Origin of the sequence: Bacillus sp. SB49 (genome assembly GCF_000469135.2) — a bacterium.
GTDB lineage: Bacteria > Bacillota > Bacilli > Bacillales > Halobacillaceae > Halobacillus.
The window spans coordinates 1,207,940-1,222,510 of sequence record NZ_CP048117.1 but is presented as its reverse complement, the minus strand read 5'-3'; the positions used below and the strand labels follow the sequence as shown (position 1 = coordinate 1,222,510).

The 14,571-nt window shown below is 47.3% G+C and carries 20 protein-coding genes; 6 read left to right on the top strand and 14 right to left on the bottom strand.

The window, feature by feature from the left end; genetic code table 11:
• Nucleotides 1-10 precede the first annotated feature (10 nt).
• From ilvN to ilvE, 3 genes are all read right to left on the bottom strand, one after another.
• The gene (gene ilvN, locus M662_RS06355; RefSeq protein ID WP_008636501.1) at nt 11-532 is read right to left on the bottom strand and encodes an acetolactate synthase small subunit; all 522 of its coding nucleotides are present in this window, start codon (nt 530-532) and stop codon (nt 11-13) included.
• Entirely contained in the window at nt 529-2,244 is a 1,716-nt protein-coding gene (gene ilvB / locus M662_RS06350; protein ID WP_008636503.1) for a biosynthetic-type acetolactate synthase large subunit, read from the bottom strand. Before ilvB ends, ilvN begins: the two co-directional genes overlap by 4 nt.
• Before the next feature lie 403 nt (nt 2,245-2,647).
• A complete protein-coding gene (gene ilvE, locus M662_RS06345) occupies nt 2,648-3,550 on the bottom strand; it encodes a branched-chain-amino-acid transaminase (RefSeq protein WP_008636505.1) in 903 nt (300 codons plus the stop codon).
• Between the two features lie 511 nt (nt 3,551-4,061).
• On the opposite strand from ilvE, the gene M662_RS06340 reads away from it, so the two are divergent.
• Nucleotides 4,062-4,184, top strand: a complete 123-nt coding sequence (locus M662_RS06340; protein WP_008636509.1) for a YjcZ family sporulation protein — start codon at nt 4,062-4,064, stop codon at nt 4,182-4,184.
• A gap of 121 nt (nt 4,185-4,305) precedes the next feature.
• On the opposite strand, the gene M662_RS06335 is transcribed toward M662_RS06340, so the two are convergent.
• From M662_RS06335 to M662_RS06325, 3 genes are all read right to left on the bottom strand, one after another.
• The gene (locus tag M662_RS06335; protein WP_026578403.1) at nt 4,306-4,842 is read right to left on the bottom strand and encodes a hypothetical protein; all 537 of its coding nucleotides are present in this window, start codon (nt 4,840-4,842) and stop codon (nt 4,306-4,308) included.
• A gap of 53 nt (nt 4,843-4,895) precedes the next feature.
• Complete coding sequence (locus M662_RS06330; RefSeq protein WP_051348956.1) at nt 4,896-5,261, bottom strand: response regulator transcription factor; 366 nt, start codon at nt 5,259-5,261, stop codon at nt 4,896-4,898.
• A 359-nt stretch (nt 5,262-5,620) separates the two neighbouring features.
• Nucleotides 5,621-5,803 (bottom strand): hypothetical protein, encoded by a 183-nt coding sequence (locus M662_RS06325; protein WP_008636515.1) that lies wholly within the window; start codon nt 5,801-5,803, stop codon nt 5,621-5,623.
• A gap of 184 nt (nt 5,804-5,987) precedes the next feature.
• On the opposite strand from M662_RS06325, the gene M662_RS06320 reads away from it, so the two are divergent.
• Nucleotides 5,988-6,311: a nucleoside triphosphate pyrophosphohydrolase gene (locus tag M662_RS06320; RefSeq protein ID WP_035388459.1), complete on the top strand. Its 324-nt coding sequence runs from the start codon at nt 5,988-5,990 to the stop codon at nt 6,309-6,311.
• Nucleotide 6,312: 1 nt separating this feature from the next.
• On the opposite strand, the gene M662_RS06315 is transcribed toward M662_RS06320, so the two are convergent.
• Nucleotides 6,313-6,792 (bottom strand): site-2 protease family protein, encoded by a 480-nt coding sequence (locus M662_RS06315; RefSeq protein ID WP_008636517.1) that lies wholly within the window; start codon nt 6,790-6,792, stop codon nt 6,313-6,315.
• Nucleotides 6,793-7,014: 222 nt separating this feature from the next.
• On the opposite strand from M662_RS06315, the gene rlmN reads away from it, so the two are divergent.
• Entirely contained in the window at nt 7,015-8,100 is a 1,086-nt protein-coding gene (gene rlmN, locus M662_RS06310; RefSeq protein ID WP_026578401.1) for a dual-specificity RNA methyltransferase RlmN, read from the top strand.
• A 28-nt stretch (nt 8,101-8,128) separates the two neighbouring features.
• On the opposite strand, the gene M662_RS06305 is transcribed toward rlmN, so the two are convergent.
• Complete coding sequence (locus M662_RS06305; protein ID WP_026578400.1) at nt 8,129-9,649, bottom strand: PH domain-containing protein; 1,521 nt, start codon at nt 9,647-9,649, stop codon at nt 8,129-8,131.
• Complete coding sequence (locus M662_RS06300; protein ID WP_152522232.1) at nt 9,639-10,121, bottom strand: PH domain-containing protein; 483 nt, start codon at nt 10,119-10,121, stop codon at nt 9,639-9,641. Before M662_RS06300 ends, M662_RS06305 begins: the two co-directional genes overlap by 11 nt.
• A gap of 167 nt (nt 10,122-10,288) precedes the next feature.
• On the opposite strand from M662_RS06300, the gene M662_RS06295 reads away from it, so the two are divergent.
• From M662_RS06295 to M662_RS06285, 3 genes are all read left to right on the top strand, one after another.
• Nucleotides 10,289-10,855, top strand: a complete 567-nt coding sequence (locus tag M662_RS06295; protein WP_026578398.1) for a DUF2975 domain-containing protein — start codon at nt 10,289-10,291, stop codon at nt 10,853-10,855.
• Nucleotides 10,856-10,866: 11 nt separating this feature from the next.
• Nucleotides 10,867-11,070 (top strand): helix-turn-helix domain-containing protein, encoded by a 204-nt coding sequence (locus M662_RS06290; RefSeq protein ID WP_008636523.1) that lies wholly within the window; start codon nt 10,867-10,869, stop codon nt 11,068-11,070.
• 117 nt (nt 11,071-11,187) lie between these two features.
• Nucleotides 11,188-12,606: a cell wall-binding repeat-containing protein gene (locus tag M662_RS06285; RefSeq protein ID WP_081694924.1), complete on the top strand. Its 1,419-nt coding sequence runs from the start codon at nt 11,188-11,190 to the stop codon at nt 12,604-12,606.
• Nucleotides 12,607-12,658: 52 nt separating this feature from the next.
• Here M662_RS06285 and M662_RS06280 read toward each other — a convergent pair whose 3' ends face one another.
• The 5 genes from M662_RS06280 to M662_RS06260 form a co-directional block, all read right to left on the bottom strand.
• On the bottom strand, nt 12,659-12,880 hold the full coding sequence (locus M662_RS06280; RefSeq protein WP_008636543.1) for a hypothetical protein: 222 nt from the start codon (nt 12,878-12,880) through the stop codon (nt 12,659-12,661).
• A gap of 19 nt (nt 12,881-12,899) precedes the next feature.
• Entirely contained in the window at nt 12,900-13,241 is a 342-nt protein-coding gene (locus tag M662_RS06275) for a hypothetical protein (RefSeq protein ID WP_051348953.1), read from the bottom strand.
• Nucleotides 13,242-13,266: 25 nt separating this feature from the next.
• The gene (locus tag M662_RS06270; protein ID WP_026578397.1) at nt 13,267-13,608 is read right to left on the bottom strand and encodes a VOC family protein; all 342 of its coding nucleotides are present in this window, start codon (nt 13,606-13,608) and stop codon (nt 13,267-13,269) included.
• Between the two features lie 48 nt (nt 13,609-13,656).
• Nucleotides 13,657-14,226: a histidine phosphatase family protein gene (locus M662_RS06265; protein ID WP_008636546.1), complete on the bottom strand. Its 570-nt coding sequence runs from the start codon at nt 14,224-14,226 to the stop codon at nt 13,657-13,659.
• Between the two features lie 115 nt (nt 14,227-14,341).
• A complete protein-coding gene (locus M662_RS06260; RefSeq protein ID WP_161484891.1) occupies nt 14,342-14,515 on the bottom strand; it encodes a hypothetical protein in 174 nt (57 codons plus the stop codon).
• Nucleotides 14,516-14,571 lie beyond the last annotated feature (56 nt).

Sequence of the window (14,571 nt, the reverse complement as noted above, 5' to 3'; positions counted from 1 at the left end):
TCTCGTTTTATTATTTTAGTAGTGAATAAGATTTTATTTCCGTCACCTGCGGCTGATGGCCGCGAGTGAAAGCGGTAAGTCCAGTTCTTGCTAATTCCTTGATGCCGTATGGGCGGAGGAGGTCGATCAGTGCATCGACTTTATCCGATTTACCGGTCACCTGAACGGTGATGCTTTCTTTGCTGACATCGATGATCGAAGCCCGGAATGGTTCGATGATCCCTTGAATTTCACTGCGGATCTGCGGATTGCTGATCACCTTCACCATCGCAAGCTCGCGGGCGACGATGGCTTTGTCTGTAATGTCTGATACTTTCAGAACATCGATCTGCTTATGAAGCTGTTTGGTGAGCTGCTCCAGCTTCCGCTCATCCTCTACTTCGACGACGAAGGTCATCTTGGATACGCCTTCTGTTTCCGTCCGCCCGACGGAAATGCTTTCAATATTGAACTGCCTTTTGGCAAGCAGCCCGGTCACCCGGTTCAATACACCACTTCGGTTATGGACGGTGGCTGTGACAATCCGCTTCATCGTTTCACCCCAATCATTTCGTGTAGTCCTTTGCCTGGTGCGATCATCGGATAGACGTTCTCCTTCTGCAGAACGCGGCAGTCGATGACGGCAGGCTGGTCGTCTTTCAGTATTCTTGGAAGAACTTCCTCGAGCTGACTCTGCGTCTCAATTTTGTACCCGGGGATCTGATAGCTTTCTGCAAGCTTAACGAAATCCGGCTGGGTATCGATGATAGATTCCGAGTAACGCTCTTCGTAAAATTTCTCCTGCCACTGTCTCACCATACCGAGCGCCTGGTTGTTGACGATCAGCACTTTGACAGGCAGCCTGCGCTCCTGCAGGACGGATAGTTCCTGAAGCGTCATCTGGAATCCTCCGTCACCGACAACAGCGATACAGGTTGATTCCCGATCGGCCAGCTGAGCTCCGATGGCTGCCGGGAAACCGAATCCCATCGTTCCGAGTCCTCCGGATGTTACCCAGCGATTCGGTTTATCGAACGCGTAATACTGCGCCGCCCACATTTGGTGTTGGCCGACATCCGTCGTCACCACTGCATTTCCTTCCGTGTATTCGTAGACTTTCTGAAGCAGCCATTGGGGAACGATATCTTCTTCCGGAAGGTCGTGCCATAACGGAAAGTCCGTTTTATTTCGAGTGATACCATCCATCCAGCCTTCATGATGAAGGCCTTCCACCGGTTTATCATTCAGAGATTCAAGCGCTGCCTTGGCGTCCGATACGATCGGAATGTGCGTCGGGATGTTCTTTCCGATTTCCGCCGGATCGATATCGATATGGGCGACGGTCGCATGCGGGGCAAAGTGCTTGAGATTACCGGTTAAACGGTCATCGAAGCGGGAACCTATATTAATAAGAAGGTCGCATTCGTACAAAGCCATGTTCGCTGCATACGTTCCATGCATGCCCGCCATCCCCATCGACAGATCATCACTGCCGGGATAACTTCCGAGCCCGAGGAGCGTTGTCGTCACAGGAAGCTGATAATTTCTGACGAATTTGATCAATTCCTCCGATGCCTGTGCATGAATGACGCCGGAACCTGCAAGCACGACCGGCTTCTCTGCCTTAACCAGCGCCTCGTGCAGCTTGTTGATCTGCAGCGGGTTCGGTTTGACCGTCGGCTGGTATCCCGGAAGATGGAAATCATTATCGATCTTCTTATGGTGAACCGTCGAGCTGATGTCCTTCGGGATATCGACAACAACAGGGCCCGGACGGCCGGTCGTCGCGATATGGAATGCTTCTTTCACCACTCGCGGAAGCTCTTCAATTTCCTGAATTTGATAATTGTGCTTCGTAATAGGCGTTGTGATCCCCATGATGTCCGATTCCTGGAAGGCATCGGTACCGATGACCCCTTTCGCTACCTGCCCTGTGAAAATGACGAGAGGAATGGAATCCATCATGGCATCGGCTATTCCCGTCACGAGGTTCGTCGCTCCCGGTCCGGACGTGCCGATGACGACTCCCGCCCGTCCAGAAACACGTGCATACCCTTCCGCTGCGTGGATTGCGCCCTGCTCGTGCCTGGGGAGCACGTGATCGAAGCTCCCCTCGGCGCGGTAGATGGCATCGTAAATCGGTAAGACAGCTCCACCTGGATATCCGAATAATGTATCAACGCCTTCCTCCACCAAAGCTTCGACGAGCAAATCAGCACCTGTTTTCGTCATGGTCTGCTCCTCCACGCTTGCTTGTGCCTTCATTTACATCCCTCCTGCATTTATGCTTAAAAGCTTATGCTTCTTCCAATTTATTTCGATAGTCGAATAAAAAAGAGACCTTCCCCCTCCTCAGATTCCGACACCACGACAAGTGATATCAGAAAGTGAGGGGTGAAAAGGTCTCTATGTTTTCCACGGTACCACCCTCATTTATGAAGCCCGAAAGCTCCACCTCATGGAATCCGGATATGGATTCCTTTTGATAACAGGTGCGGTGAAACACCTGGTCCTGCCTACTGAGATTCTGTTCAGCATGGACACTCAAGGACGATGTCAGAATAAGTTGTATTTCCGGGCTTCCAGCAACCCCGGCTCTCTGGGAATACAAATTCTTATTCCTTTATTCCTATCGACGTATTCGTCATCATTCAATTGTCAACGAACGTTAGCTTACGTGCGCTTTATCACTGCTGTACACTTTGTATCCATCTGTGGTCGTTACTTTCCTGAACTCCGAAAGCAGGTGATTGGTGACTACGCCTGGAGAACCATCGCCGATTTTCCTTTGATCGACTTCCACCACGGCGATGACTTCTGCTGCAGTTCCAGTCAGGAATACTTCATCAGCCACGTACACATCGTGTCTTGTGAACGGTTGCTCTTTGATCTCATAGCCCTTCTCCTCGGCAAGATCCATGATCGCGTTGCGGGTGATCCCTTCGAGTGCTCCCAAATACGTAGGAGGTGTGAGGATTTTTCCGTTTTTGACGATAAAGATATTGTCTGCGGATCCTTCGGTAACATATCCTTGATCGTTAAGCATCAGAGCTTCATCCACACCCATTTGGTTCGCTTCCATCTTAACGAGGATATTATTCAAATAGTTCAATGATTTCACTTGCGGCGGAAGGACGTCCGGTCGGTTTCTCCGACTGGCGACCGACGCGAGCCTTACCCCGCGTTCATATAGTTCTTTCGGGAACAAAGCGAGTGCTTCAGCAATGACAACCAATCGGGGATTGGAACAGCTCCGCGGGTCTAAGCCCAGGTTGCCGGATCCTCTGGAGAGGACGACACGGATGTAAGCTGTTTCCAGTTCATTGCGGCGGACCGTCTCCGCGATAATCTCCGCCAGTTCCTCCTTTTCATATGGGACATCAAGCAGGATCGATTTAGCTGAATCGTAGAGTCGATTCAGGTGGTCATCGAGTTTGAAAATGTTGCCTTCATAGACTCGAATACCTTCGAACACCCCATCTCCATATAAGAAACCGTGATCGTAGACGGAAACGACGGCCTCTTCCTTTTTCACATACTGGCCGCTTAAATAAATCCACTGGCTGCTCATTCTCAGCACTCCTTTCTTTTATAGTTTAATGTTTGAAATCGTAAAAGATTCACTTTGAAAATATGGACCCTAAAAGGTCATTCCTGTTTACCTTTATAAGGGTCCCATTCGGGTCTTTCCACATGAACCAACCGGCCGATCGAAGATAATCGATGTGGTTGATTGAGGACTACTTTAAACCGATTTCGAAAGAAGGTCAACAGGTTTTGAGTAAATTTTCTGAACAGTTCCATTATTCCGATTATGCTAAAAGCGCTTTCATTGTTGCTGTGACTGTCCTGATCGTTCCAACACAGGCTTTCTTTTTTTCTTTTTTATCTTCTTTTCCCAAGGACAGCCCAGGCTGGAGACGTAAAAAAACCAACTGGAAATACCCTTCCAAATATACAGGGCATAGAGGGGGTTGCCCCTGTTCTTCCGGCTACTTTTTCTATAAATAGTCATCCGCCCTTCCACATACGCCCTCTGCGACATATTTTGTCACATAGGAAAAGAAAAGGTGGTGAAAGTTATGGGCTGGTATGGCGGCTGTGGATACGGCGGTTACGGTTATGGCGGAGGTAGCACTTTCGTATTGATCGTTGTATTGTTCATCCTTTTGATCATTGTTGGAGCGTCTTTCTATAAGTGCTGATGCTGATGGACAGAACTACCTCTACCCGTTTTAAGTGGTTCTGTTCTAAGTAGAAGCATCTTTCCATTGCATAAAAAAATGGAGCCAGAAGTATTCACCACCTTCTGGTTCTCCATCAAAATTAAATGTATTTACGCGTTTCGATTTCTTTCCGATACATAACCGCACGCAGTCGTTCCTGGTCCTTGGCCGAGATCAGCGTGAACTTGGCCCAGTAGATATTTGTCCCTGTAGTCAGGTCTTCCTGCTTCTTCATGAGTTTAGCCTTTACATCAAAAGATTCTCCATTAAGTGTAAAAACGGTTTGAATAAAAATCCCTTCCTGAATAGGAAGACTGATGGGACTTGTAAACGTTAAACTCGATGTTGTGATATTACTGACGGCCCCGCGAAAATATTTGTCGACGAGATTGTTATACTTTACATTATCAATTTGGGAAATCGTCACCTGGCAGTCTGTTTTTGTCACATCAACATTGTAGGAGTTCGGATCGACCGTGACCTTTTTCGCCTCTTTGATCTGTTTCTCCCAATTTTTCTTCTCCTTTTTCAATGAATCGATGATGCCGTCTTTCTTCTTGAACTTATGGACGAATACCATGAGGCTGATTAAGAGACCGGCATTCAACAAGACGGCGTACAGGACGACATAAATCATCCGATTACCTCCCTTTAAATAAACCAGAGCAACAACAGAGCCGTTTGGTGCGCTTAAAGACCTTCGACGTTTTTATATTTAATGATAAGGTCCACCCGGTTTTCCACACCGAGCTTATTATAGATGTTTTTGGTGTGGCTTTTTACTGTATTGGCTGATATGTATAGTGTTTTGGCGATTTCTATGTTCGTCACACCTTTGAGCAGGAGGGTGAAGATTTTGTGTTCGCTGTAGGTCAGCGTATTGGAGATGGCGCAAGGTTCCGCCGGAAGCTGGGACTGAAGATCCCGAAGCAGTATTTTCACTTTTTGCCTTTCCAGTTGGTCAAGCGTGTTGTCATTTTTCCATGCGTATTCCAAGCTGTTCGATAGCGTTCTCATTTCCTCTTCCGTCATCACGAACGACTGGATTTTCTTCATGACTACCCCCGCTTTCTTCAGTTTTCCTCTTAATTACAATGTATCATTCGGACTAATACTTTCCCACTACTCCTCAAGGGTAAAAAACCACCCCTTAGTAGTAATTTTTGGATAAAAATACAATATTAATATTATTTTTATAGTGATTTACTTAAAATCAAATAACATATCAAACGATTATAAACTACATATTTACGGGGATTATATCATTGTTTGGTTCAGGGAGATGATTATTTTTGTATATTATATTGAAATAACGATAATACTATCGATAGCGACGGAGCCACCATGTATGTCATCACTGCACACCTCCGACGCAGACGAAAAACAGCCGTGGATCCTTTTCCACGGCTGTTTCTTTACGTTTTCCACGCTGTTTCTCTTTTATATTCCAAGTTGATGAATGTTTGTTCAAGCTCCGGGAGCGTCATTTCTTCCGTCCGTTTGCCTAAAGGGTCTTCCGTGTACCCGTAATACTTCAAGCGGTCGATCAGCACGTACCTCTTTCCACCTGTACCATGGGATAAATATGGGAGAAGCATTCGTATCAACTCCTAGAATGTATGGGATATAGAAATTAATTCTACACCTTTATCGAATATTCCTCTTATTCACGACTATTTCCTTCCATTTATTTCTTCCCGTTTCCATCCATGTGCGAAAATAAGTGTTTTCTCCTCAAAGAAAAAGGATAAGGATGGGTATAATGGAAAGGAGAGTGGGTCATTGGTGAAACATCAACGGTTAGTAAGAGACTACGTTCCGAATCAGCTGGAAAGCGAGGGGAAATCTTTCCGGACGAGGACATTGGAAACAGAGGAATATGAACATCTTCTAAGAAACCGCCTGAAAGAGGAAGTCGATGCTTACCATCAAACAGAAGAAAACCGCCATGCTTTGACGGCGCTGGCGGATATCCTAGAGGTTGTCCATGCGTTATCCTATACACACGGCGCCTCCATTGAAGAGCTGGAGCACATCAGACAGCATCGTCGGAAAGTGATGGGCGGATTTCTCACAAAGACGTTACTCATCGATGCCGGCGAATGAATCAATCGATCGGGTCCGCTGCTTTTCCGTAGCGGATGACATCATAAATCGCCATTCCGTCGCTCGGTTTCCCGTCTCCGGTCCGATAAGGAAAGAGGGAAAAGAAAATAAAGTACACAGAGAAATAGGTGAACTGATAGAAAAATAGATCGACAGGCAGCACTCCGCTGATGATGCAGGCATTCAAAATCAGGATGATGATCAGGTTGAAGCTGCTGCCTGCCAAATAAATAGCAACGTGCGCCCATTTTTTGTTATAGCGCAGCTTCTCATATTGGCACCATCCCTCCATGAAGTACATCCTCCGCACTTCCAGCGGCCCTAAACAGAACCACTTTTTCCCGGTACCAATGCAGAAACTGATCTTTCCTCCAAACAGCCTTGCAACCAACACATGCCCTGCCTGGTGAATCAGCGTAACCAAAGGCAGTATCAAAAAGAAATTTATAATGAACATCGGAACATCATTCCATGTAAACATCGGTCTTCCTCCCTGCTAAAGCTAGATGTAACAGGAAGGTTCCCCTTTTTTCCGGGGACAAACCACATCTCGGAAAACTGAATCGATGGTCACAGCTTTTGGTAACTTCTCCAATAATCCGGCCTATTGTCGCAATAGTTCCAACACTTCCTTGCGGGTTGTGCACCGGTATCAAATCGATTATGATTGGAATAGTGATTTTTTTTACAGAGGAGCGTATTTATGAAACGATCCATATACGGATTGACATTTGAACAACTGACGGACTGGATTACGGAACATGGCGAGAAGAAGTTTCGCTCAAAGCAAGTATGGGACTGGCTGTACCAGAAGCGTGTGACCGAATTCTCCCAAATGAAGAACGTCAACCAATCCCTCATTGATCTGCTTGATGAACACTTTACGATTGAAACGCTGACAGAGGAAATCATGCAGGAATCGAAGGATGGAACGGTTAAGTTCTTGTTTAAACTGGCAGACGGCAATGTTATTGAGACGGTACTGATGCGATTTAATTACGGGTTATCCGTTTGTGTGACCACACAGGTCGGCTGCAACATCGGCTGTTCCTTCTGCGCGAGTGGAATTCTAAGTAAAAACCGTGACCTCTCCAGTGGAGAAATCGTGGAGCAGATCATGCAGGTCCAACAATATTTGGACAAAAAGGGCAAAGACGAGCGCGTAAGCCACATCGTCGTCATGGGAATCGGCGAGCCTTTCGATAACTACGAAAACTTGATCGACTTCCTGAAAGTCGTTAATGACAAGAAGGGATTATGTATCGGTGCGCGTCATATCACGGTATCGACAAGCGGCATTGCACCGAAGATCTATGATTTCGCTGATGAAGGCATCCAGATCAACCTGGCGCTTTCCATCCATGCTCCAAATAACGAGCTGCGTACGAAAATTATGAAGATCAATAAGGCTTATCCTCTGGAGAAGCTGATGCCTGCGATTGATTACTATTTGGAAAAGACGAACCGCAGAATTACCTTCGAGTACATTTTGTTGAAAGACGTCAACGATCACAAGAAAGAAGCAGAACAGTTGGCAGCACTGCTGAGGGACAAGCGTCACCTCTCCTACGTCAACCTGATTCCTTACAATCCGGTGGCCGACCATCCGTATGACCGGAGCGAGAAGGATGCCATCCTTACGTTCTACCAAACACTGATGGACCGCGGTATCAACTGTGGTGTTCGAACCGAGCACGGCACCGACATCGACGCTGCCTGCGGACAGCTGCGAAGTAAACAGATTGAAAAAGAAAAAGCACGCAAAAAGAAAAATACACAAACAAACTAAAAGCACGAGGCCCCGGCCTCGTGCTTTATTAGATTTCTTCTCCTATACCTCTTTCAAACGGGGGTTGTGTGTGCTCATAGATGACATACTGCTTTCGGCGGCTGTACCAGTGTTGAAGAGCGGCGGCATCCCTTCTCCGCAGGTCCTTCATATTCACCGTCTTCCCATGTTTCGACCGATTTCTGATCTGAATCGTTGCTGTGCCGGCGGCCCGCTGCCACGGCCAGCTTGTTGAACAGACCTCCGTAATCCTGCCGGCTTTCGTCAAATACGTCCGGTTTTGGAAAACGCCGCTCCGGATTTCGATCACATCCTCCTCCCACCCCACGTTTACAGGATAATGATGAAGGAAAGTCCAGAATAAAATTACGCAAAGACCGAACAGTCCCGCAGCGTATAAAGGTAAATCTATCGAGAAAAGCACCCAGGATAAGAAAATCAACAGTACCCCGACGATGAAACAGAAAGCCGCGGTCATCCTCATCACAGGCTTTCTCATCTTCGGTTTCACCGCATATTCGGGAAGTAGATGAAAGAGCATTCCCCTCGCCTGCCGTTCCGGTAAGTACGGAAAAAGGGAAGCACGGTCTTCCTCCTCCTCTTCCCCTGTATTTGCAAGAATGAACGTCACTTTCATTGTTCGAGTCATTCGCTTCCATAACCCCTGCCGGATAATGACAGCCTGAACGGAAGCTTTGGAAAAAGAAATCGTCTTCTCTTCCACGCTTCCTCTTGTTATGTAAAGATGCCTTTCATCTGACGCGATTCTATAATTTCCATACTTTTTATACGTGCGGAAGATTCCGAACACCGCCGACCCAATCATACAGCCGATAATGAACGCAGATACTTGAAACGGTGTAAGATCCTCATGTATCCAGTTCCATACATCCATCCAGTTCATATCAAAAAACTTCGAAAAAAGCGAAAGAAGAAAGGGGATAAAAAAAACGAAGCTTAAGGAAGTGAAAGACGCCATCATCACATCCTTCTTCCCTGCCTGGAAATGTACAACCCTGCCCGGATTTGCTGCTTTCCACTCTTCTGCGGCCGGAGGATGATCCTTGACGGCAGACGTTTTCTCCTCCTCTTTTCGCTCCACGTTCCATCCGTATTGAAACAGAGCTTCCAATCGGTCCGCTTCCCCGAGCGTCAGGGAGCGGAAAACCCATTCTGATTCCCCTTCCTGTGACGATCTTAATTGAAGCATCGTCCTCCCGAAAAGCTGATACAGAAATGGAGATTTTCTCTCCACCCCGGTGATGCTGTCGTATGGGAGCGTCTCCTTATTTCTTCTAACCAACCCCCTCTGCCACTCTATATACCCTTCTCCCAACGAAAACTTTGTCCCCCACCAGCGGAAGAAAAGATACAATGGGCTTACGGTGATTCCACCTATGTAGACATACCTCGCATACTCAAAAAACCATCCCACGCTGTCTCCCTTAATCCAAAACAGGAGGACATAGAAAAACAGACCATTTACAAGGAAGTGCAAAAAATCAAACACGAAAACCGTTGGATGCTCCCGCTGTGCTTTAATAGTCACCCTCCTCCTTCACGCTTCCGAACCGCGCCGCTTTCTCCTTCAGTTCTTCCGCATGTGCCCTGCTGAGGTAAGGAATGTCATGAACGGAAGTGAGCGTCCGTACCTTGACTGTCCACAAATCGTCCTTCTTCTGAAGCAGCCCTTGATCCATCTGAACATATACGATTTTACTCATTGGGATTTGACACAGCTTCTGCCTGAGACCGCCCTTTCGCATATGCAGAAATTCCTCATTCCAACCATATTCCCAATTTCTGTACAATAACCGGGTATGATAGATGGACACCGGCAGGGAAAGAAAGACAAAGAGGAGGATACTCCAAAGCATCCATCCGATCCAGTCCGCCCAACCGTACACATGATCCACATACATCAGCACAGCAAGGATACCGAGCACGGCAAAGGTTGCCAGCGCTTCTGTTAGGACGGCTAATTTAACCGCTTTTTCCGAGACTCTGTTTTCTGTTTTCATCCCTTCCACTCTCCCCCTTCCTTTATTCTTCCTGATTTCAATTTAATGGAATGTTTCAAATAAAGCAATATATTTTTATCGATAAACAATAAATAATTGTTGAATTAAATAAATTTTGGTATAGTTACTAGAGCTCTACTACACGTTGAAAGGGGATTTCCCAAACTATGAACCCGTTATATAAAATAGGGTCGGTAGCTGCTTTGGTGCTTTTTTATTTGGTGTGTCTGCTCAGTATCTTCATGCTTGCCTCCAATATCGGCTACATATGGTACCCAAACAGCGCCTTCACCGCTTCGCTCGGCGCCTTCGATCCGCTTTATACTTATTTCGAACTGCACTTCGACACCACACCCGTTGTCTATACGGAACCTTCTTTCCGCTGGCTGTCTTTTGCATCAGAAGCGACGATGACGGTCTTTGCCCTTTTATTTTTATGGTTCCTTCACCAGTTGTTGAAAAACATTCATCATGCCGGATTATTCACGGAGTCAAACGTTACGGTATTGTTCCGCTTCGGCCTTACCGTTTCCATTCTTGGAACAGCATTTGGATATATGGATTCCCGGCTTTCTTCTGCAGCCATTACGGCGCTTGATGTCCGGAACGGCTCAATCGAATTCACCAGCCTCTATCACTTGGATATGCTTTTCGGGGGCATCGTGCTTTTGATCATCGCCTCCGCATTGAAGACAGCCGTCCGCGCAGTCGAAGAGAATAAGAAAACGATATAAGGCGGTTTACTATGATACGAATTCAATTGGATGTCATGATGGCAAAAAGAAAAATGTCGCTGAACGAACTCTCGAAAAAGGTCGGGATCACTCCCGCCAACCTGTCAATCTTGAAAAATGAAAAAGCGAAAGCTGTCCGCTTCACGACGCTTGACGCGCTGTGTAAGGCACTCGACTGCCAGCCCGGTGACCTGCTGGAATACGTAGAGGAATAGTTTCTCAAAAACAAAACCCTGCATTCTACAAATTTCTACAAAAATAGCGATAGCTTCATAGACATGCATCCGCTATAATCCTCTTAGTATTATAAATTTTTTCCAGTAGAGGAGAACATGAAACGAATGAAAAAGACTTTCAGCATCGCGTCATCCTTTTTGATCGCAGCCACCGTCCTTGCTACCCCTGCCGCAGCATTTGAAAAAGAAACGCCGGAAATGTGGAAGGCATATCAGGAAAGTAAGGAGCACAAAGTGCAGCTCGCAGCCGAAGAAGACTGGTCCATCACCTATGAAGAAGAGCCGAATGACACATTCGAGCAGGCTCAATCCCTCGAGATCGACAGCTTCATTATTGGCACGTTGACCGATTCCGACAAAGACATGTATAAGATCGAAGTCATCGGCGACCGCCCGGTGGAGTTATCTACCGGTGTATTTTCGACCTTGGAAGATGGAACGGAAATGGAGCTGAACGGCGTCCTCTATGATGCCGATGGAAACAGAATCGAAGCGGAGTTCGAGGAAATAGATGAGTATGGATTCGGCGCTTTCTACACGGTCCACCCCGGCACCTATTATATCGAGGCTTCCGACCTGGCAAATCTGGATAACGGGGAAGAATACGGCGTGACTGCTTATGTGTATGTACCGCAGGCAGAAATCGAACGTATTTCCGGAGCCGATCGTTACAAAACAGCAGCTAAGATCGCTATTCGTAAAACCGGTGGCTATCCGGCGGCAGATGTCGTCCTTGCTACAGGCACAGATTATCCTGATGCCCTCGCGGGTGCACCGCTGGCATCCTGGATGGATGCCCCGATTCTTCTGACAAAGAAAGGAAAGCTGCCACAAGTGACGGAATACGCACTGGAAACGCTGGATACGGAACGGGTGACCATACTCGGAGGTACGGGTGCTGTATCCAAAGATGTGGAGAACTATTTGAAGAAGAATCTTGGTCTGGAAGTAGAACGGGTAAGCGGAACGGACCGGTTTGAAACAGCAGCCGCCATCGCCGAGCTGCTTCCGCCTTCCGACGCTGCCATCGTTACCTACGGACGTAACTTCCCGGACGCCTTATCTGCTGCTCCGGTTGCAGCAACTTACGGCCTGCCGATCCTTTTGACAGAAAAAAATTCCCTGCCGAAAGCGACAGAAAAACAGCTGAAGCAGTATGAGCATAGTTTCGCAGTCGGCGGCAGGGGAGCCATCAGCGCAGGCGTATTTAAAAAGCTTCCGGATGCGCAACGGATTGCTGGGTCCGACCGTTATGAAACATCCGTTGCAGTTGCAGAGACGTTCGAGATGGATAACCAATTCGTCCAGATCGCAACAGGCGCAGATTTCGCAGATGCCCTCACAGGATCTGTCTATACGTTTGGCGAGCCGGTGCTGCTGACACCGAAAAAGCAGCTTGCCCCAAGCGTAAAAGCCTATTTTGAAGCAAATGAGACAACTTTCTTCCGGATTTTCGGAGGAACCGGAGCAGTCAGTGAAAAAATCGAAGACGAAATCCGCTCCCTTTTCGAATAAATAAAACAAGAGATCAGCCATTCCGGCTGATCTCTTTCTATTGGTTGAAGCGTCAGGATATAGGATCGGACGCGTTTTCCTTCCCTGCTTTTATTACCTTACTGCGCTGCCACGTCCGGATCATACTCGGTACTCCTGCGGCCATACTTACAACAAAACTCCACATAGCGTACATCCAGTTCCCTGTAAGTAACGAAACAATAAGGAAGAACAACAGCTGACCGACCAATGCAAACCAGGAAGCGATCCAGGCAAAAGTCATATTTTCTTTCACAGACAGACCTTCTTTCTGCTTAAATTTTCTCCGTAGGCACTGTTAATGCGTGCTGTATAAAAGTAAAAGCCTCTTCTGCGGATGAGAACCGAAAAGCATAGCCATACGTAATCGGCCCCGCCCCTCCATTATCACGGACCGGGAACTGCTTGAAGGACGTGTTATGATTCATGCCCGCGGAAGCTCTCTCCAATTCCTTGTCCGCTTCGACAGTCAACGGATCCAGAACGACGGTTATCGTTTTGTTCGGTAATAGGTAGAGATACTTCCCACTCGGTCCATGTTCCAGTTCCGTTGATTTCTTGGTAACATTCGTCACACGGTAACCCGCGTCGATCAATCGCTTAATAATATTCCCCATCGATTCAAGCCCCTTCCAACTACTATCATTTTATGTAATAACAAACCTGCATCCGATTGCCGTCGGGATCCCAGAAGTCGAAAAAGCGATTGTCCTTATCTGTTTGAACCGCACTTGTTTTCACTCCACGCTGCTTCAACGCGTCATGGACCTGTTCTGCATCCTCAACAAAGAAGATAGGATAACTTCCTCCACTCTCCGGAACTCCTTCTTCCAGCGTAATTGGCACCCCTCCGGCCTCCGGAGCCAAGACACGGTATCCGTTCCCTCGGAAAACTTCTTTAAGATCAAGAGATTTCTCGTACCAGCAACCTGCCCGTTCGATATCTTTCACCATCAGACATACTGTATCCAATCGTTTCAACACAATCGAGATGCCTCCTTATTCAGGACGAAGCGAGCGTTCCCTGCTCTGTTACCCGCTCTCCTCTTTCGTATAAATCGTGCAGCTCCAATGCTCCGTATTGGCCTTCCTTTTTCCGGACCAGCCGTCCCGGCGCAGTTCCCTTGCAATCAACCGGTTGAAAATACCGTGTCCTACAAGCACCGTATCTCCATGCTCTGCTGCTGCCTCACTCAGGACTTCCGCAGCTTTGTGTGCCCTCGCACGGGCGTAATCAATCGATTCGCAATTGTTCGTATATCCGAATCTCCAAAGGATTCTCAAGGCGACAAGCCACCACTTCGGAGGCTGCCGCCACGTCGGACCCTCGATTTCCGGGAGATCCACTTCATCAAAAAGCGGATCTTGAATAATCGTTCCCCGGGCCTTCAGATGCTTTGCCGATTCAATGGCACGTGCCCGGTGACTGGTGAAGAGGCATGCAGAACCGGATACTTTCCTTACGAGAAAGAAGTCATATTCCTTCTCCGCGACTACTCCAGCTGCATCATAACCTTTAACCCAATCGTTGAACTCCTCCCCGGTGATGGGTTCATTGTTTACCCATGCCGATTTCCCATGTCGAATCAAAGCTATTTCCATCTCCAACCTCCTCCCATGAGATGAGACCCTTATTCCCGGCCTTCATATCTGGAAGCTGTAACCATTATGTATGAAGAAAGAGAGCATATCATCCGAGGGATATGCTCTCTACTTCCTATTCGTCCCTTTTGAACAGTTCCTTATAACTAGTGCCGAGCGTCAAGGCTCCCAAAAGCCCGAAGGCTCCGGCAATCAGCCATACGACACTCTCTGTCGGTGTGTCCGATTGCAGAAGACCGGCCAGTAACCCGAATAAGACGATGACAGCCAACGTTATTTTCTTTTTCAAAAAGAACCCTCCTGTAAGTTTCGCTACTACATGTACGAATTCCTTCCGGTAAACGT